Origin of the sequence: Bradyrhizobium sp. AZCC 1588 (genome assembly GCF_036924735.1) — a bacterium.
Taxonomy (GTDB): domain Bacteria; phylum Pseudomonadota; class Alphaproteobacteria; order Rhizobiales; family Xanthobacteraceae; genus Bradyrhizobium.
In genome coordinates this window covers 243,463-261,613 of the sequence record NZ_JAZHSC010000001.1, presented here as the reverse complement: position 1 = coordinate 261,613, position 18,151 = coordinate 243,463, and the positions used below count along the sequence as shown (strand labels likewise).

The window sequence follows — 18,151 nt, the reverse complement described above, 5'->3', positions numbered from 1 at the left end:
ATTGCGAAGTTTGAGGGCGCGGCTTTCTTGCCGAGATTTGTGGTGCGCGGCCCGGAAAAACCGACATAGACTGGTTCTAACGAGTTCAGATGCTTAGCTAAAAAAGCGTCGTCACGATCAAGGCTTACCGCCAAAGAGGGCTGCAATGGGAATTAACCAGGGTCCGATCAGTCTCGATCAGAAGTACACGCAAGGGTCCGGCCACATCTTCCTGACCGGTATCCAGGCGCTGGTCCGCCTGCCGATGGCGCAAATCCGCCGCGACCGCGCCGCAGGGCTCAACACCGCGGGCTTCATCTCCGGTTATCGCGGCTCCCCCTTGGGCGGTTACGACCAGCAGCTCTTCGCCGCGCGCAAGCACCTCGAACAGTACAATGTCAAGTTCCAGCCCGGCGTGAACGAGGATCTCGCGGCCACCGCGATCTGGGGCTCGCAGCAACTCAATCTCTCGCCCGGCGCCGAGTACGACGGCGTGGTCGGCATCTGGTACGGCAAAGGCCCCGGCGTTGACCGCTGCGGCGACGTGTTCCGCCACGGCAACACGGCAGGATCGGCTAAACATGGCGGCGTGCTGTGTCTCGCCGGCGACGATCACGGTGCAAAATCTTCCACCGTCCCGCATCAGTCCGACCACGCCTTCATCTCCGCGCTGATGCCGTATCTCTATCCCTCCAGCATCCATGAAATGATCGAGATGGGCCTGTTGGGTATCGCGATGTCGCGCTACTCCGGCTGCTGGGTCGGCATGAAGGTGATCACCGAGACGGTGGAAACCACCGCCGAGATCGACCTCACCGACGAGATGACGCCGTTCGCGATCCCGACCGATTTCGAGATGCCGCCGGGCGGCCTCAACCTGCGCTGGCCCGACGATCGCTATGCGCAGGACCTGCGCCTGCAGGACTACAAGGGCTATGCGGCGATCGCTTTCGCCCGCGCCAACAAGATCAACCGCATCACCATGGATTCGCCGAATGCCCGCTACGGCATCATGGCATCCGGCAAGAGCTACGAGGACATTCGTCAGGCGCTGCGCGAACTCGGGATCACCGAGGAGGTCGCGGCCAAGATCGGCTTGCGGCTTTACAAGATCGGCATGCCCTGGCCGCTCGAACCGGAAGGCGTGCGCAACTTCGCCATCGGCCTCGAGGAGATCTTCATCGTCGAGGAGCGCCGCGAGATCGTCGAGAACCAGGTCAAGCAGGAGCTGTTCAACTGGCGCGACGACGTCCGCCCGCGGATCGTCGGCAAGATGGACGACCACGACAAACGTTTTCTCACCTTCGCCGCGGAGCTTTCCGTTGCGTCGCTAGCGAGCTCGCTGACCGAGCGCCTGCTTCGACTTAATCTCAACCCCGAAATCGCCGCGATGCTGCGCGCCAAAGCGGACTGGTTCAATGGCCGACAGGCGACCCAGATGCAGGCGGTGGCGCCAGTCACCCGCACGCCGTATTTCTGCTCGGGCTGCCCGCACAACACTTCGACCAAGGTGCCGGAAGGCAGCCGTGCCTTTGCCGGCATCGGCTGTCACTTCATGGCCCTTTGGATGGACCGCAACACCGAGACCTACACCCATATGGGGGGTGAGGGCGTGCCGTGGGTCGGCGTCGCACCCTTCACCAAGGAAGAGCATGTGTTCGCCAATCTCGGCGACGGCACCTACTTCCACTCCGGTAGCCTCGCGATCCGCCAGGCGATCGCCTCGGGCGCCAACATCACCTACAAGATCCTCTATAACGATGCGACCGCGATGACCGGCGGTCAGCATGTCGATGGCGAATTATCGCCACAGCAGATCACCTTCCAGCTTCACAGCGAGGGCATCCGCAACATCTATCTGGTCTCGGAAAATCCCGACGCCTATCCGGCATCCGAGATCGCGCCCGGCGTCAAGACCGCGCATCGCGACGAGCTTCAGGACGTCATGAAGATCTGTCGCACGCTGAAGGGCACTTCGGCGATCGTCTTCGTGCAGACCTGCGCCGCCGAGAAGCGCCGCCGCCGCAAGCGCGGCCTGATGGAAGACCCGGCGCGCCGCGTCATGATCAATCCGGCCGTGTGCGAAGGCTGCGGCGATTGCTCGGTGCAGTCGAACTGCATCTCGGTCGAGCCGCTGGAAACCGAGATGGGCCGCAAGCGCACCATCAACCAGTCGACCTGCAACAAGGACTATTCCTGCCTCAAGGGCTTTTGCCCGTCCTTCGTCACCATCGACGGCGGCAAGCCGCGCCGTCGCGCGCCGGCCAGCCTTGATGGTACAGGCCTTGGCGACATCGGCGATCTGCCGGAGCCGTCCTCATTCCCGTCGCTGGAGCGGCCCTACAATATCGCGGTCGGAGGCGTCGGCGGCACCGGCGTCTTGACCATTGGCGCGCTGCTCGGCATGGCCGCCCATATCGAGGGCAAGGCCAGCATGATCCTCGACATGTCCGGCCTGGCGCAGAAGGGCGGCGCGGTGCTGAGCCATGTCCGGCTCTCGGAGCACACCGCCGACGTCACCTGTTCGCGCATCGTCACCGGCACCGCCGATCTCGTGATGGCTGCGGACGAGGTGGTCGCCGCCGCCAAGGACACGATTACGCTCTGCGAAGCCAGTCGCACCGTCGGCGTAATCAACACCCACGTCATTCCGACCGCCGACTTCATCCTCAACCGCGACTTCAACTTCCAGAGCCGCAAGGTCAACCACGTGCTGGAGACCGAGCTGCGCAAGGATTCCTCGTTCTACGATTTCACCAAGCCGGCCGAAGCGTTGCTCGGCGATTCCATCGCCACCAACATCATGATGCTGGGCTATGCTTATCAGAAGGGCCTGCTGCCGCTGTCGGCAAAGGCGATTCTGCAGGCGATCGAGGTCAACGGCGTTTCGATCAAGATGAACACGCAGGCCTTCCAGCTCGGCCGCCTCGCCGCGGCCGATCCGGCGCGGCTCGAGGCCATGATGAAGGGCCAGGACGAGCCGGTGGTGGCGAAGACGTTGGATGCGATGACGCTGGACGAGATCATCGCCCATCGCAGCGCGCACCTCGCCGACTACCAAAATACCGCGCTCGCCGAGCGCTATCGGGCTCTCGTGAAGCGCGTGCGCGATGCGGCGATCGATGGCGGCTATGGTGAGGCGCTGCCGCGGGCGGTCGCGATCAACTACGCCAAACTGCTCGCCTACAAGGATGAGTACGAAGTTGCCCGGCTGTTCACCGATGGCCGCTTCGAAAAGCAGCTCCGCGACCAGTTCGAAGGCGAGTTCAAGTTCAATTTCAATCTGGCGCCGCCGATCCTCGGCGGAGGAAAGGATGCGCTGGGACGGCCGAAGAAGCGCGCCTTCGGCGCATGGATGATGCCCGTGTTCCGGACGCTGGCGAACTTGCGCTTCCTGCGCGGCACGCCGCTCGACATCTTCGGCTACTCGGCCGACCGCAAGCTCGAACGCGACCTGATCGTGGCTTACGAGAAGGACGTCGAAACCGCACTCGGCCTGCTGTCGCCGATCACGCACGACACCGCCGTCGAGTTGTTGTCCTTGCCCGACCGCATCCGCGGCTATGGCCCGATCAAGGAGAAGGCGGTAGCGGACGCCAAAGCCCGCCACGCGCAGCTAACCGCCGATCTCGCCAGCCCACCGCCCGCGCCGCGGCAGTTGGCGGCGGAGTAAGCCCCGTGTCCCGGACGCGGCGCAACGCTCCCGGCGATACGAAGCATCGTCCGGTGCCGTTGCGCCGCAGAGCCGGGACCCATCTCACCGCATAGGCCCCGGCTCAGCAGCGCACCGCTAGCGCGCTGCGCTGCGTCCGGGGCACGAGAGCCGGGTAGGGTGGGCAAAGGCGCAAAGCGCCGTGCCTGCCTTGCAAAGCTTAAAACCTCATGGTGAGGAGCGCGTCTCGAACCATGCGGCCCCGATCCCACCCGCGGTCATCCATCGAGACGACCGCTTCGCGGTCTCCTCAGGATGAGGTATCTAGATGTGGCTGCGTACGGTGGGTTAGCGAAGCGTAACCCACGGTGTCGCCTATCACACCCGATGTGCATGCATGTTCACTGCCCTTGATGCCGACCCCGAACGGCTTGACCAACACGAACAGAACTTCGTTCGGCGGATTCGCGAACATGGCTGGTTTGGCATGCACGTCATGCCGGACGATAAAGGGCCTGGTTTCTCCTACACAACCGGCTTCTGGCTGAAGTTCAGGTTTCCAGAGGTGTTGTTGTTCTCGATGTCGAAAGAGAACGCCCAGGATACGTTCTGGCACATCTATCGCGAACTCGAAGCCGGGCGACGTTTTCCGGTTGGTGAGCCAACAGGCGAGATATTTGAGAATGCCGCCGCCGTGCTGCTTCCAGTGTCACCCGAGCAGTATCCATCGCACCTCGGGTGGAGCAGGTGGTTTTATGGAAACGACCGTTTTGAATGTCTTCAATTGGTGTTCCCGGACCGAGGCGGAGAGTTTCCGTGGACACAGGGATCGTCAGTGGATTTCCGAGAGGCTCAGCCTGATTTAACCGCCGGCAATTGGGCCGGCCGGCGCGATCGATAGCGCGAGGTAGGCAGCATGGATATGGCTCAGAGGATCGTCGCACAGACGCCGCTCACAGAACTCTGGAACAGCGACGGTCCGCTGGGTGCACGTCGCGTTGCCAATCTGGGAGAGACAGATGTTAAGCGCCTTCTGCAGGATGGTTCGAGCTTCGTGGTCGCCGAGGTAGGGCTGCCCCTGCGGTGGATATCCGAGACTGATCGCTTTGCATTTTGGAAGACCGAGGTGAAGTCTCGGCTGATAGCTCCAGATGCCGATGGCTTCTATCTCGACGATCATCCGGGCAACTACTGCTATGCCGCGTCGATGTGGACGTGCGCGTCCTCCCCACCGATCATTGTTCTGGAAAAGCATCACTGATCCAGTCCGTGGGGTGGGCAATGGCGCAAAGCGCCATGCCTACCGTCTCGCACTCCGCTCGTGATGGTGGGCACGCTTTGCTTTGCCCACCCTACCAACTGCGCGGCATTAACGACGAGACTATCTGCTCGCTCGATCAACGTGAGCAACGACTAGCTTGTTGCTCGCAGTCGATGTATAATCATCTCTATGGGTTGGGATGCGAAAGACGTAGCACTGCTCAAAAAGCTCTGGGCCGATGGCCACAGTGCCGGTCAGATCGCAACTCGGCTAGGCCTGAGCCGCAATGCCGTGAGCGCCAAGTTGCAGCGGATGGGCCAGAAGCGCGGTCGTAAGCCGCCAACCGCGAACCCCAGGATCGTGTCGGTGCCGAAGCGAAGCGTGGCGCCGTTGGCCTGTGCCCGCCCGGCGGACAAGGTCATGTCTCCGCGCAAGCCGACAGCAACAGAGCCCAAGGAATTCACCAAGCGCCAGCTTTACGCCATGCTGGTTGATGCGGTCAGGAATACCGGCTGACGCTTGCTGATTGGTCCGTCGGCAAATCAGCGTGCGCCGACCGTGCGGCGGGCTCTAAAACCCCGTTAGGACCCGCTGCGCCAAAACCAGCCGAAATGCGTGAACCCGCGAATAAGAGCTTGTTGACCGACGGGTTGGGCTGCAGCAAAAGCGGGTGGACGGGTCCGCCTTGCATCCGTTGGCTGACGTATGGTTGCATCGAAGCCATACGTCGCGATGTACCGGTAACGGACTCTCACCGCTCCCAGCCAATTGCGCGTCGGAGAAAGGAAAGTTCGAGCGCCATGAGGGCAGCCTGCTCGCTGTGGTCCTTGCCAGAACTGTGGCCGCCTGTGGCAGGCTCGTAGAAGTGGGCCTCATAGCCCATCGCCTGCAGCTTGGCCGCCATTTTGCGGGCATGTCCCGGATGAACCCGATCGTCACGGCGGCTGGTGACGAGCAGGATCGGTGGGTAGTGCTTGCCGGGGGACGCGACGTGATAGGCCGACATCTGGGCCAGGAACTGCCAGTCTTCGGGTTTGTCGGGATCGCCATATTCATCGATGCACGCCGCGCCAATGAGCAGCTTTGCATACCGGCGCATATCGATGACCGGCACGCTGCAGAGCAGTGCGCCAAAGCGATCCGGATAGCGCGTGAGCATATTGGCGATCAGCAAGCCGCCGTTCGATCCGCCCTCGGCCGCAATGCGGCCGGCGCGCGTGACGCCTCGACGTACGAGATCGGCAGCCACGGCTGCGAAATCGTCATGGGCAAGGCGCCGGCCTTCTCGACGTGCGGCCTCGTGCCAGTCGTTGCCGAATTCACGGCCACCTCGGAGATGCGCAATCACGCTGGTGCCGCCACGTTCGAGCCAGAGCTTCCCGACCGTCGGGTTGTAGAATGGCGGCAACGAGATGTTGAAGCCGCCGTAGCCGTAGAGATGCACGGGCGCATCCCCGGTCTCGGCCGGCGGCCCGACCTGCACATAGGGGACGCGCGTGCCGTCGCTTGATCCCGCTTCGTGGCGTGTAGTCACAAGACCTGTCGGATCGAAAGCCCGCGGGGCCTGCTTGAGCAGGACCGGTGCTGCCGAAGGCTCGACGACGAACAGCGATGGCGGCGTCAGCGGGTCCTGAGCGCTCGCGAGCAAATCCCCGTTCGACTCTTCCGACTCGCGGTCGAAAGGCCAGACATACACGGTGCCGAGATCGGGCAGCCCCGCGACACACTCTCGTGACCAGGCCCCGTCGACAGGGCTGAACACCTCGAAGACGGGCTTGAGGTCATCGAGGATCGACAGGACCAAGCGGCCGCCGCACCAAAAGAAGCCTTGCAACGCGCGCCGGCCACGCGGTTCGAATAGCGTCGTGAAGCGCCGGTCGCCGGCCAGGAAGGCTGCAAAGGAAATGCCTATGACGGCGTCCGTCCCGTAGGTCTTGTCCGCGATGTTCCAAGGGGTGCGCGGCTTCACCGCGAGCCAACCCCGCTGCCAGGACAGCCAAGCGTCGCTGGGGACGTCGAGCCGCGTCTTCGGCCCCGTACGATCGCCAATCCAGATGTTGGACTCGATGATGCCCGGCTTGTCGACGAACCATAAGCGCTGTTGTGAGCTATCCCGGTCAACCCCGGCGTAGACATACACGGAATCGCGCCGCGTTTCGAAAATGACTGGGGCTGACAGCGGGTCGCTTCCCCTGCGCCAAAGTCGAACTGTGCGCGGATAGCCCGACGTGGTTGCCATATCCGGTCCCACCGCCGATATCAGCAAGAGAGTGTCGCGGTCGAGCCAGACGGACGAACTGTGGCCCTCGGGAAGATGGAAGCCATTCGGCACGAAGTCGCGCTTGGCAATGTCGAATTCGCGCAGCACGACGGCGTCGGCTCCGCCGCGCGACAAGCTGAGGATGGCGCGGTCATGCGTGTCGGGTAAGATCGAAGTGCTCGTCAGAATCCAGTCTTCGTTTTCCTGGCGAGCGAGCACGTCGAGATCGAGCAGAACATCCCAAGCGGGAGCTTCACCGCGGAAGCTTTCCAACGTGCATGTCCGCCAAAGGCCACGCTGATTACCGGCGTCTCGCCACAAGTTGAACAACTGTCCGCCGACGCGGGTTGGATAGGGAATGTTGTCGGGGCGATCGAAGATCGACTTGAGCAGATCCCGGTCGGCCGCAGTCTGCCCTTGACCGAAGAGCTTCAGCGTCGCCGTATTCTGCTCCTCAACCCACTCGAGCGCCCGAGAACCCTCGATGTCTTCTAGCCAGAGGTAGGGATCTTCGTCCGGCGCATCGAGCGTTGGACGTGGATCAGGTCTCGACATGGGCGTCGTCTCCAATTCTTTTTGAGCGAAAAGTTCACAAGACAGTCAACGTCCCGAGCGCACAGTATCACCCTACGGAGTATGCTCGTGTGCGCATCTCTTAGCGCTTATTGCACACGAGACCGCGGGTGCTAGCCGTCATCCGGCATTCCCTGCGCCCTCATCATGGAGGGCAGGCGACCATGCACAACTCGGGCGCGTCGCGCCGCGAGAACGCAGCGTTGTGAAATGTGAAGCCGAACGGCGGACGCACGTTCCGGCCTGATAAGATTTCTGCCGATAATCATCCCGACTTGAGTCTAGTCGCTACCCTCTCGCCCGGCGGAATATTTCCGCGCTTGCCAAGGCGGCGGCGACAGGCCAGAAAAACTTTCGGAAAGAAGAAACGCCAACGGAGAACGATTTGACCATCAAAGGCAAAGCCTACATTGCCGGGATCTACGAGCATCCCACCCGGCACGCACCCGATAAATCAACGGCACAGTTGCACGCCGAAGTCGCCAGGGGCGCGATCGAGGATGCCGGGCTCACCAAAGCCGATATCGATGGCTATTTCTGCGCCGGTGACGCTCCCGGCGGCGCCTGGCCGATGGTCGATTACCTCGGATTGAAGGTGCGCCACGTCGATTCCACCGAGACCGGCGGCTGTTCCTATTTGATCCATCTCGGCCACGCCGCCGAAGCGATTGCGGCGGGCAAATGCTCGATCGCGCTGGTGACGCTCGCCGGCAAGCCGCGCACCGGCCCGATGCCGCCGCGTGCCGCCGGCGCAGAGGCTGATTTCGAGGCGGCCTATGGCGCCACCACCCACAATGCGTACGGCATGTGTGCCATGCGCCATATGCACGACTACGGCACCACCAGCGAGCAGCTCGCCTGGATCAAGGTCGCAGCCTCCCATCACGCCCAGTACAACCCGCACGCCATGCTGAAGGACGTCGTCACTGTCGAGGACGTCATCAACTCGCCGATGATCTCGGACCCGCTGCACCGGATGGATTGCTGCGTCGTCACCGATGGCGGCGGCGCGATGGTCGTGACCACGCCGGAAATCGCCAAAAGCCTGAAGAAGCCCTTGGTGCGCCTGATCGGCCATGGCGAGGCGATGAAGGGCCCGCGCGGCGGCAAGGATCTCGATCTTACGTATTCCGCCGGTGTCTGGTCCGGCCCGCGCGCGTTCGAGGAAGCAGGCGTGACGCCGAAGGATATCAAGTACGCCTCGATCTACGACAGCTTCACCATCACCGTGCTGATGCAGCTCGAAGACCTCGGCTTCTGCAAGAAGGGCGAGGGCGGCAAGTTCGTCGCCGACGGCAATCTCATTTCGGGCGTCGGCAAGCTGCCGTTCAACACCGATGGCGGCGGCCTCTGCAGCAATCACCCGGTCAACCGCGGCGGCATGACGAAAATTTTGGAAGCCGTCCGCCAATTGCGCGGCGAAGCGCATCCGAAGGTGCAGGTCAAGAATTGCGACCTCGCGATCGCCCACGGCACTGGCGGTCTTCTCGGCGTGCGTCACGCCGCCTCAACCTGCATTCTGGAGCGCGTGTGATGGCTGAAACGAAAAAATATCCGGCGCCGGTGACCAATCCCGAGACCGCGCCGTTCTGGGAAGCCGCCAAGGCCGGCAAGTTCATGATCAAGCGCTGCACCGCTTGCGGCGAAGCGCACTACTTCCCACGCTCGATCTGCCCGTTCTGTTTCTCGGACAAGACGGTGTGGGAGGAAAGCTCGGGTGAGGCGACGGTCTACACCTACAGCCTGATGCGGAAGTCGCCGACCGGTCCATATGCGATCGCTTATGTGACGCTGAAGGAAGGCCCCTCGCTGCAGACCAACATCGTCGATTGCGATCTAACGAGCCTGAAGATCGGCCAGAAGGTGAAGCTGGTGTGGAAGCCAACCGATGGCGCCCCGCTGCCGTTCTTCACGGCGGCCTAGCCTAGAAAGTACCTTCCCCCCTTGCGGGGGAAGGTGGCGCGAAGCGCCGGAAGAGGGGTTCTCTCCACGAGTGAGATGGATTCGTGGAGGCAACCCCTCTCGCAAGCGAGTTTGTGTTCGACGCCGGTGTAGCCCTCTCCCGCAAGGGGAGAGGGCGCTGTAACGGGCGCCAGCAAAAGAGGTTCGGGGAGAAGAAACGAAATGCCGATCAACTACGAACAGCTCATGGCCCTGAAAAATCTCGGCCAGAAATACGCCTATACCGACCGCGAGGTGATGCTCTACGCCTACGGCATCGGCATGGGCGCCGATCCGATGGACGAGAGCGAACTCGCCTTCGTCAACGAGGGCACGCTGACGCCGCGTCCGCTCAAGGTCGTGCCGACCTTCGCCTCGGTAGCGGCCTGGGGCTCAAGCCCCGGTGAAATGAACCTCAACCGCGTCATGGTGGTCGACGGCGAGCGCGACATCACCTTCCACAAGCCGCTGCCGAGCGCGGCCAAGATCACGGCCGACTCCACCGTGCTCGACGTCTTCGACAAGGGCAAGGACAAGGGCGCCGTCATCCGGCACCAGACCGTGCTGAAGGATGAGAACGGCGACAAGCTCGCAACGCTGGTCGCCTCGCGTTTCGCCCGCGGCGACGGCGGCTTTGGCGGACCTTCCGAAGGCCAGCCCGAACCGCACCAGGTGCCGAGCCGGGCGCCCGACAAGATCGTCGACATCACGACGCGGCCGGACCAGGCGCTGGTCTATCGTCTGTGCGGCGATCGCAATCCGCTGCACTCCGATCCCGAGTTTGCGAAGAAGGCCGGCTTTCCGCGGCCGATCCTGCACGGCATGTGCACCTACGGCATCACCTGCCGCGGCGTGCTGCAGACCTACGCCGACTACGATCCGTCCGCCTTCAAGCAGCACGTCGCGCGGTTTTCCTCGCCGGTCTATCCCGGCGAGACCGTGACGATGGAGATGTGGAAGGACGGCAACATCGTCTCGTTCGAAGCCAAGGTGAAGGCGAGGGGCGTCACGGTGATCAAGAGCGGCAAGACGGTGCTGGGTTAGATCTCGTGCCCCGGACGCAGCGCAGCGCGTAGCGGTGCGCTGCAGAGCCGGGGCCCATTGGCCGGGTGGTACCGGGTCCCGGCTCTGCGACGCAGCGTTGCACGCTGCATCGCGTCCGGGACACGAGAACGGAAAAACAAAGCGGGAGAACACACCATGGGATTGCTCGACGGCAAGGTAGCCATCATCACCGGTGCAGGCGGCGGGCTCGGTGAGGCCTACGCCAAACTGTTCGCGCGCGAGGGCGCAGCGGTCGTGGTCAACGACCTAGGCGGTCCCCGCGACGGTTCCGGCGCCGACGTCTCCATGGCGCAGAAGGTGGTCAATTCCATCAAGGAAGAGGGCGGCCGCGCCGTCGCCAATGGCGCCGACATCTCGACCATGGCCGGCGGGCAATCGGTATTCGACGACGCCATCAAGAATTTCGGCCGCGCCGACATCCTGGTCAACAACGCCGGCATCCTGCTCGACGAGACGTTTGCCAAGGCCAAGGAGGCCAATTGGGACAAGGTGATCAGGGTGCATCTTAAAGGCACGTTCTGCTGCACCCAGCCGGTGTTCAAATGGATGCGCGAGAACGGCGGCGGCGTCATCGTCAACACCTCCTCGACATCGGGCCTGATCGGTAATTTCGGCCAGACCAACTATGGCGCCGCCAAGGGCGGTATCTGGGGACTGTCGAACGTGCTGGCCATCGAAGGCCGCAAGTACAACATCCGCGTCTGGACCCTGGCCCCGGGCGCGCTGACCCGCATGACCGCAGACCTGCCGCGCTATAAGGAGAACCCCGGCGCCGCGCTCGGCCCGGACGGCATCGCGCCGGCCGTGCTGTACATGGTCAGCGATTTGTCGGGCGACCAGACCGGCAAGGTGCTCGGCGTCTCCGGCCCGCGCGGGGTTCGCGAGATGCGGATGATGGAAATGGAAGGCTGGAAGCCGCCGTTCACGGGCTGGAAGGCCGAGGACATCGTGACCCATGCCAAGGAGATCTTCTTCTCCGAGGAGCAGATCAAGATGGGCGCACGCCGGTTCTAGTTCTTCCCGGTAGAGGAGAGGTCCGCCATGCTCGCGTTGCGGCCTGCACGTCCGGAAGAAGGGCCTGCTCTCACCGAGCTGTGCCTGCGCTCCAAAGCCGTGTGGGGATATGACGACACGTTCATGCAAGCCTGCCGCAAGGAGCTCACGCTGACACCGGCGACCATTCTGGCGTCCCAGGTGCAGGTCGCCGAGCTGGACGGCCGTCTCGCGGGCGTCGCGGAGGTGAAGTCCAGCGGCGACACGGCCCAGCTTGAGAAACTGTTTGTCGAACCGGCCTTGCTGCGCACTGGTGCGGGCCGAAAGCTGCTCGATTGGGCCAAAGCCACCGCCCGCGCGGCCGGCGCTACGGCGCTGGTCATCGAGGCTGATCCTGACGCGGCCGACTTTTACCGCCGCATGGGAGCCGTCGACGACGGCCTTGTTCCATCGGGCTCCATCCCGGGCAGGCTCATTCCGAGGCTCAATCTGCCGCTTTGAGGCATAGGTTAGTTGGTGGTATCCATGCCGCAGATGTTCCGTTCCGTTAGCCCCTGCCAAAGAAGGTAATCATGAAACTCACCGCCCAGGCCGCAGGCACCTTCGCGATTGCGCCGACGCCGTTCCACGATGACGGCCGCATTGACGAGAAGTCCATCGACCGGCTGACCGACTTCTACGCCGAAGTCGGCTGCGACGGCGTCACCGTGCTCGGCATTTTGGGCGAGGCACCGAAACTCGATGCTGATGAGGCCGAGCAGGTGGCGATCCGCTTCGTCAAGCGCGCCAAAAACATGCAGATTATCGTCGGCGTCTCGGCGCCGGGTTTTGCCTCGATGCGTTCGCTGGCGAAGGCGTCGATGGATGCCGGCGCCGCTGGCGTGATGATCGCTCCGCCGCCGCATCTGCGCACCGACGAACAGATCACAGGCTATTTCAAGCAGGCGCAGGAAGCGATCGGCGACGACATTCCCTGGGTGCTGCAGGACTATCCGCTGACGCTCAACGTCATCTTCACGCCCGCCGTGATCCGCAAAATCGTGATGGATTCGCCGTCCTGCGTGATGCTCAAGCACGAGGACTGGCCAGGCCTGGAGAAGATCTCCACGCTTCGTAATTTCCAGAAGGACGGCTCGCTGCGGCCACTGTCGATCCTGGTCGGCAATGGCGGACTGTTCCTTGACTTCGAAATGGAGCGCGGCGCCGACGGCGCCATGACCGGCTACGCTTTCCCGGAACTGTTGATCGACGTTGTGAAGCTGTCGAAGGCCGGCAAGCGCGACGCCGCGCACGATCTGTTCGATGCGCATCTGCCGCTGATCCGCTACGAGCAGCAGCCAGGCGCGGGCCTGTCGGTGCGCAAATACGTGCTGCAGAAGCGCGGCATCATCTCCTCCAGCGCGCAGCGCAAGCCGGGCGCGGCGATTACGGCAACAGCAAAGGCCGAAGTCGATTATCTGCTGTCGCGGGTGGCGCGCGTCGACCGCCGCGCCAATCTGCAACCGCAATCCAGCGCGGCGGGCTAGTCATATGGCCGAAGCCGTCGCCCCGCGTCCTGCATCCACGATCCTGCTGCTGCGCGACAGTGCAGACGCCAGGGAAATCGAGGTCTTCATGATGGTTCGCCATTATGAGATCGACTTCAATTCCGGCGCGCTGGTATTTCCGGGCGGCAGTGTCGACAAGGGCGACAAGGCGATCATCGCGCGGCCCGAACTCTATTCGGGCGGCGAGGGGCTCGATGAGGCGACGCTGAGCTTTCGGATTGCTGCGATCCGCGAAACGTTTGAGGAAAGCGGCATCCTGCTGGCGCGGCCCAAGGGGGCGACGGCGCTGATCGATGCCAAGCGCGCCAGTGAGATCGAGGCGGCACATCGCGCCGACCTCTGTGACAGCAAGATCACGTTCCTCAACGTACTGGCCGACAACGGCATGGTGCTGGCGCTCGACGAGCTCGTGCCCTATGCCCACTGGATCACCCCGGAGGGCATGCCCAAGCGGTTCGACACCTGGTTCTTCCTTGCCGCCGCGCCACCCGAGCAGGTCGGCGCCCATGACGGCAGGGAATCCACCGACTCGATCTGGGTGTCGCCGCGCGAGGCGCTGGAGGGCGGCGAGAGCGGGCGCTTCAAGCTGCCGTTCCCGACCACCCGCAACCTGATCAAGCTGGGCAAGCAGGCCAGCGTGAAAGCTGCGCTCGACGACTCCAGAGGCAAATCGGTCGTCACCGTGACACCGGTGATGACCCGGAACAATGGCGGCCGGCAGCTCCGCATTCCCCCCGAGGCCGGCTATGACGGCGAGGTGTTCGAGGTCGGCTCGGTCGGCTGACGGTCCCAAATCGCCTCGGTATATCCGCGGGCGGTCCTGCCGGCCGTCTCCATCGGGAAAGGTTAACGGCCGTTCGCCTTGGCTGGCGCCGCCTCTTTTGGGTCCGGATGGCGAATCCGGCCGATTCCGGCGTGTTCCCTACGGCCCGAAATACATCGTATATTGGCGCCGATTGGAGCCCGGCCCCGACCCACATGACCGCTGAAACGCCGCCGAATTCGCCGCCGCGATCGTTCTCGCTTTCGATCGGCCAACTGACATTCGGCAGTTTCATGCTGGTGCTGGCGGTGATCATCATCACCTCGACCGCCAGCGTCATCGCCATCCGCCACATCGATTCGACCTTTGCCGAGCTGCAGCGGCTGCAGAGCGTCGGCGATCTGGCCGAGGATATCGACCGCCGCATGAACGAATTGCGGCTCGCGGCGCGGGATTTCGTCACCGATCGCGGCAACCAGTCGCTCCAGGTTGGCGAAGCCGCCAACGCGCTGGGCGAGATCCTGAAGAAGACACGGCTGGAGCTGGCGCCAGAACAGCAGGACATGATCGACGGCGTCACCGAGCGCCTGGCGACCTACCGCACCGGCATCGAGCGGATTTCCGCGCTGATCAACCGCCGCGCCGAGATGATCGTCGCGTTGCCGCCCTTGCGCGAGCAATTCGATACGGCGATCGCCGAGGCATCCGATCCCCGCCTTGCGACGGCCCTGGCTCAGACCCAGAGCCGGATCGCCTCGGCGTTGCTGGCGCATAACCCTTCGGCGGCTGAACAGGCTGCGGAAAGCATGCGCTCGATGACGATCACGGACTCAAAGCTGCGTGCGATCGTCGACGATTATGCGCTGGCGATCGTCAACATATCGATCCGCGAACGGCAGATATCTGACATCGACAGGGAAGTGCTCGGAGCGGAGGGCCGCCTGATCCAGCGCGTCACCGAATTGTTGCGCGACGTCAGCGATCGGCGGGGGCGCGTCCTCTCACGCGATTTTGCGCGGACCCTGACGGAAGCGAAATGGCAGAGCATCGTTCTCGGCACGGCCGGCGTCCTGATCGGACTGTTTGCGTCGCTGCTGGTGGTTCGGCGCACCGTGCGTCCGCTTGCCGCGATCGCAACCTCGATCCGCGCGGTGGCCGGCGGCGAGAAGAACGCCTCGATCCCGGCGACCGACGTGGACAACGAGATCGGCGACATCGCCCGCGCCGCTGAAATATTCCGGCAGACGCTGGTCGATGCCGACACCGCACGCGAGGCAGCGGTGCGTGCGCTCGCCGAACAACGGCTTGCGGAGGAAAGTTACCGCAAGCTGTTCGAGTCCTCGGTCGACGGAATTTACGTCACGACGCCCGGCGGCGCGCTGCTGAACGCCAACCCGGCGCTGGCGCGGATGATGGGCTATGCCACGCCGCAGGATCTGATCAACGGCATCGGCGACATCGCGGATACCGTTTACGTTCAACCCGAAGCGCGGGCGGAATACGCGCGGCTGATGCAGCGCGACGGCATGATCCGCGAATATGAGTACCAGGTTCGCACCCGCACTGGCGCGGTCCTCTGGCTCTCCGACAGCGCCAGCGCGGTGCGCAACGAAGCGGGGGAGATCATCCGCTACGAAGGAACGGTGCGCGACATCACCGACCAGAAGCGGGCCGAGGATGCGATCGCCGAAGGCCGCCGCCTGCTGCAAATGGTGATCGACACCGTGCCTGCGGTCATCAACGTCAAGGACAAGCAGCTCCGCTACGTCCTGATGAACCGCTATATGGCCGGCATTTTCGGGGTTGAGCCGGGGTATGCGATCGGCCGCACCACGGCCGAGTTGATGTCGCGCTACGGCGCGGAAAAGACCGACGAGCCCGACAAGCGGGTGCTGGCGGTCGGCAAGGAACTGGGCTTCTACGAGGAAGAATACAAGGACGCGTCCGGCCATATGCGGCAATGGCTGGTCAACAAGCTGCCGATCCTGGATGCGGCCGGCGAGATCGAGAACATCGTGACGGTTGCGCTCGACATCGGGGAGCGCAAGCGTGTCGAATCCGAGATGCGCAAGGCCAAGGATGCGGCGGAGGGAGCGCTACGGAACCTGCGTGAGACGCAGAATTCGCTGATCGAGGCGGAAAAGCTCGCCGCGTTGGGACGGCTGGTGGCCGGCGTAGCCCACGAGGTCAACAATCCCGTCGGCATCAGCCTGACGGTGGCGTCCGCGTTGGAGCGAAAGACGTCGAACTTTGCAGCGGAGGTCGCCCGCGGCGAGTTGCGGCGTTCCAGCCTGAACGATTTTCTCGATACAAGCCGCTCGGCGTCGTCGCAGCTCGTCGCCAATCTCAACCGCGCCGCCGAGCTGATCCAGTCGTTCAAGCAGGTCGCCGCCGACCGCAACTATTCGGACCAGCGCACCTTCGATCTCGGCGATCTCACCGAGCAGGTGGTGATGTCGTTGCGGCCGGGCCTGCGCAAGCACAATCTGACGCTCAACGTCGAGTGTCAGCCGAACCTGATGATGAACAGCTATCCCGGGCCGTACGGACAGGTGCTCACCAACCTGTTCCTCAATTCGGTGGCTCATGCCTTCCCGGACGGCAAGCCGGGCACGGTCGATATCCAGGTGCGGGAGTCCGGCAAGGACAATGTCGAGATCATCTTTTCAGATAACGGCATCGGCATGAGCCTCGATGTCCGCCGCCGCGCCTTCGATCCGTTCTTCACCACGCGGCGCGATCAGGGCGGCACCGGGCTCGGCCTGCACATCGTCTACAGCATCGTGACGACCCGCCTTGGCGGCCGGCTCGACCTCGATTCCGAGCCGGGCGGCGGCACGCGCATCCAGATGATCCTGCCGCGCACGGCGCCGCTGGAGCAGGCGGCGGAATAAGGGCGCGCCCGGCCGCTAAAGCGTTTTCAAGCGAAGTGGACACCGGTTCGCGTCAAGAAAACGCGTCAAAACAAGAATCTAGAGCCCGATTCTGATTCAATCAGAACCGGGCTCTAGTCGATATCAGCCAATTTGTGCAAGGTGGCGCCGAAGATCTGGCTCGCTTTGCCGACGAGCGCGGTTCCATTCATGCTGCCGCGGGTGTCGGTGAAGGTTCCGGACACGCCGATGCCAACCGGGCTGGGGCCGCCGAACAGCGGATTGTCGTTGTCGCGCGGGGTGGTGTGACGCTGCACCAGGACCTCGCCCTTGAAGGTGTCGCCCTTCACGGTGTAGCTGCCGGTGTAAAACAGATAGGCGTCGCCGCCGAGAATCTGGCCATCCCGGAACAGAATAACGCCGCTGCCCTTGCCGGTGCGCCCATCCAGCAGGGTGACGTGGATCGAATAGAGCCCGTTCTTCATGGCGTCCCAGATGCCGGCGTCCGCGCCCACGGAAAGCCGGTCAAGGAGTTATGCCAAAGCGTGGCCTGCACCGTCAACGCGTCAGGTTGCCTGCCAATTCCCGTACAGGATGCAAATCTGGAGCATGCTGCTCGGAGGTGACACGAGAATGACGTGCGGAGGACCGACTCGAGTTGGCCCGCGAAATGCATAGTTGCCTTGCACCGGCCGGCGGGTGCTGGAGCAAGAGAAACAGGTGACCAACTGGATGAATTCAGGCGGCCACGTGCCGCATCGATACGCAGCGAATAGCCGCCATCGTCTGGACCGCTGGAGAGAGTCGCTGATCATCGGCAGCGTGTTGCTGATGTCGCCGTTGGCTTCGGCTCCCAGCGAAGCCCGCGATCTTGACGGCCGTTATGCCAACTCACCGCTGAAGCAGTGGTTCGACAGCCTAAGGAGCGGAAAGGGACCGTGCTGTTCCGACGCCGACGGCAGCGCCGTCAGCGACGTGGATTGGGAATCAAAAGGCGGGCACTACCGCGTTCGCATCGTCGGCCAGTGGCACGACGTGCCTGAAGATGCCGTCATCACCGAGCCGAACCGGGTAGGGCGAACCATGGTCTGGCCGATCCGCGGCTATCAGGGATTGAGCATTCGCTGCTTCATGCCAGGATCGATGACGTGAGCGACTATCAGTCCCTCATCCTTGTGAGGCGCGCCAGCGGCATCTCGAAGGATGTAGGCCCGCCTGTGGCCTCATGGTTCGCCTGGCGATGC

At 63.3% G+C, this 18,151-nt stretch carries 15 protein-coding genes; 13 read left to right on the top strand and 2 right to left on the bottom strand.

The annotated features are described in order from the left end of the window. Nucleotides 1-145: 145 nt before the first annotated feature. The 4 genes from V1277_RS01165 to V1277_RS01150 all read left to right on the top strand — a co-directional run bounded on the left by V1277_RS01165 (nt 146) and on the right by V1277_RS01150 (nt 5,408). The gene (locus V1277_RS01165; protein ID WP_334414704.1) at nt 146-3,652 is read left to right on the top strand and encodes an indolepyruvate ferredoxin oxidoreductase family protein; all 3,507 of its coding nucleotides are present in this window, start codon (nt 146-148) and stop codon (nt 3,650-3,652) included. Nucleotides 3,653-4,028: 376 nt separating this feature from the next. Beyond that, nucleotides 4,029-4,532: a DUF4262 domain-containing protein gene (locus tag V1277_RS01160; protein WP_334414703.1), complete on the top strand. Its 504-nt coding sequence runs from the start codon at nt 4,029-4,031 to the stop codon at nt 4,530-4,532. Between the two features lie 15 nt (nt 4,533-4,547). Next, on the top strand, nt 4,548-4,892 hold the full coding sequence (locus V1277_RS01155; RefSeq protein ID WP_334414702.1) for a hypothetical protein: 345 nt from the start codon (nt 4,548-4,550) through the stop codon (nt 4,890-4,892). A 189-nt stretch (nt 4,893-5,081) separates the two neighbouring features. Beyond that, complete coding sequence (locus V1277_RS01150) at nt 5,082-5,408, top strand: GcrA family cell cycle regulator (RefSeq protein WP_334414701.1); 327 nt, start codon at nt 5,082-5,084, stop codon at nt 5,406-5,408. Between the two features lie 235 nt (nt 5,409-5,643). On the opposite strand, the gene V1277_RS01145 is transcribed toward V1277_RS01150, so the two are convergent. Then, entirely contained in the window at nt 5,644-7,707 is a 2,064-nt protein-coding gene (locus V1277_RS01145; RefSeq protein WP_334414700.1) for a prolyl oligopeptidase family serine peptidase, read from the bottom strand. Nucleotides 7,708-8,110: 403 nt separating this feature from the next. Between V1277_RS01145 and V1277_RS01140 the strand changes: the two genes are divergently transcribed. From V1277_RS01140 to V1277_RS01105, 8 genes are all read left to right on the top strand, one after another. Beyond that, on the top strand, nt 8,111-9,259 hold the full coding sequence (locus V1277_RS01140) for a thiolase domain-containing protein (RefSeq protein ID WP_334414699.1): 1,149 nt from the start codon (nt 8,111-8,113) through the stop codon (nt 9,257-9,259). Beyond that, complete coding sequence (locus V1277_RS01135; protein ID WP_334414698.1) at nt 9,259-9,648, top strand: Zn-ribbon domain-containing OB-fold protein; 390 nt, start codon at nt 9,259-9,261, stop codon at nt 9,646-9,648. Before V1277_RS01140 ends, V1277_RS01135 begins: the two co-directional genes overlap by 1 nt. A 201-nt stretch (nt 9,649-9,849) precedes the next feature. After that, nucleotides 9,850-10,710: a MaoC/PaaZ C-terminal domain-containing protein gene (locus V1277_RS01130; RefSeq protein ID WP_334414697.1), complete on the top strand. Its 861-nt coding sequence runs from the start codon at nt 9,850-9,852 to the stop codon at nt 10,708-10,710. Between the two features lie 156 nt (nt 10,711-10,866). Next, a complete protein-coding gene (locus V1277_RS01125; RefSeq protein ID WP_334414696.1) occupies nt 10,867-11,745 on the top strand; it encodes an SDR family oxidoreductase in 879 nt (292 codons plus the stop codon). Between the two features lie 27 nt (nt 11,746-11,772). Further along, nucleotides 11,773-12,225 (top strand): GNAT family N-acetyltransferase, encoded by a 453-nt coding sequence (locus tag V1277_RS01120; protein WP_334414695.1) that lies wholly within the window; start codon nt 11,773-11,775, stop codon nt 12,223-12,225. 71 nt (nt 12,226-12,296) lie between these two features. Beyond that, nucleotides 12,297-13,250 (top strand): dihydrodipicolinate synthase family protein, encoded by a 954-nt coding sequence (locus V1277_RS01115; RefSeq protein WP_334414694.1) that lies wholly within the window; start codon nt 12,297-12,299, stop codon nt 13,248-13,250. 4 nt (nt 13,251-13,254) lie between these two features. Further along, nucleotides 13,255-14,055: an NUDIX hydrolase gene (locus V1277_RS01110; RefSeq protein ID WP_334414693.1), complete on the top strand. Its 801-nt coding sequence runs from the start codon at nt 13,255-13,257 to the stop codon at nt 14,053-14,055. A 194-nt stretch (nt 14,056-14,249) separates the two neighbouring features. Continuing rightward, the gene (locus V1277_RS01105) at nt 14,250-16,928 is read left to right on the top strand and encodes a PAS domain S-box protein (RefSeq protein ID WP_334414692.1); all 2,679 of its coding nucleotides are present in this window, start codon (nt 14,250-14,252) and stop codon (nt 16,926-16,928) included. A gap of 113 nt (nt 16,929-17,041) precedes the next feature. Here V1277_RS01105 and V1277_RS01100 read toward each other — a convergent pair whose 3' ends face one another. Continuing rightward, nucleotides 17,042-17,392, bottom strand: a complete 351-nt coding sequence (locus tag V1277_RS01100; RefSeq protein ID WP_334377114.1) for a GrlR family regulatory protein — start codon at nt 17,390-17,392, stop codon at nt 17,042-17,044. A 235-nt stretch (nt 17,393-17,627) separates the two neighbouring features. Between V1277_RS01100 and V1277_RS01095 the strand changes: the two genes are divergently transcribed. Next, nucleotides 17,628-18,059 (top strand): hypothetical protein, encoded by a 432-nt coding sequence (locus tag V1277_RS01095; protein ID WP_334414691.1) that lies wholly within the window; start codon nt 17,628-17,630, stop codon nt 18,057-18,059. Nucleotides 18,060-18,151 lie beyond the last annotated feature (92 nt).

Excerpts from the sequence above, each read along its gene's own strand:
- V1277_RS01150 (WP_334414701.1), top strand. The coding sequence starts at position 5,082 with ATGGGTTGGGATGCGAAAGACGTAGCACTGCTCAAAAAGCTCTGGGCC.
- V1277_RS01110 (WP_334414693.1), top strand. The coding sequence starts at position 13,255 with ATGGCCGAAGCCGTCGCCCCGCGTCCTGCATCCACGATCCTGCTGCTG.
- V1277_RS01165 (WP_334414704.1), top strand. The coding sequence starts at position 146 with ATGGGAATTAACCAGGGTCCGATCAGTCTCGATCAGAAGTACACGCAA.
- V1277_RS01120 (WP_334414695.1), top strand. The coding sequence starts at position 11,773 with ATGCTCGCGTTGCGGCCTGCACGTCCGGAAGAAGGGCCTGCTCTCACC.
- V1277_RS01105 (WP_334414692.1), top strand. The coding sequence starts at position 14,250 with ATGACCGCTGAAACGCCGCCGAATTCGCCGCCGCGATCGTTCTCGCTT.
- V1277_RS01155 (WP_334414702.1), top strand. The coding sequence starts at position 4,548 with ATGGATATGGCTCAGAGGATCGTCGCACAGACGCCGCTCACAGAACTC.
- V1277_RS01100 (WP_334377114.1), bottom strand. The coding sequence starts at position 17,392 with ATGAAGAACGGGCTCTATTCGATCCACGTCACCCTGCTGGATGGGCGC.
- V1277_RS01125 (WP_334414696.1), top strand. The coding sequence starts at position 10,867 with ATGGGATTGCTCGACGGCAAGGTAGCCATCATCACCGGTGCAGGCGGC.
- V1277_RS01145 (WP_334414700.1), bottom strand. The coding sequence starts at position 7,707 with ATGTCGAGACCTGATCCACGTCCAACGCTCGATGCGCCGGACGAAGAT.
- V1277_RS01135 (WP_334414698.1), top strand. The coding sequence starts at position 9,259 with ATGGCTGAAACGAAAAAATATCCGGCGCCGGTGACCAATCCCGAGACC.
- V1277_RS01115 (WP_334414694.1), top strand. The coding sequence starts at position 12,297 with ATGAAACTCACCGCCCAGGCCGCAGGCACCTTCGCGATTGCGCCGACG.
- V1277_RS01130 (WP_334414697.1), top strand. The coding sequence starts at position 9,850 with ATGCCGATCAACTACGAACAGCTCATGGCCCTGAAAAATCTCGGCCAG.
- V1277_RS01160 (WP_334414703.1), top strand. The coding sequence starts at position 4,029 with ATGTTCACTGCCCTTGATGCCGACCCCGAACGGCTTGACCAACACGAA.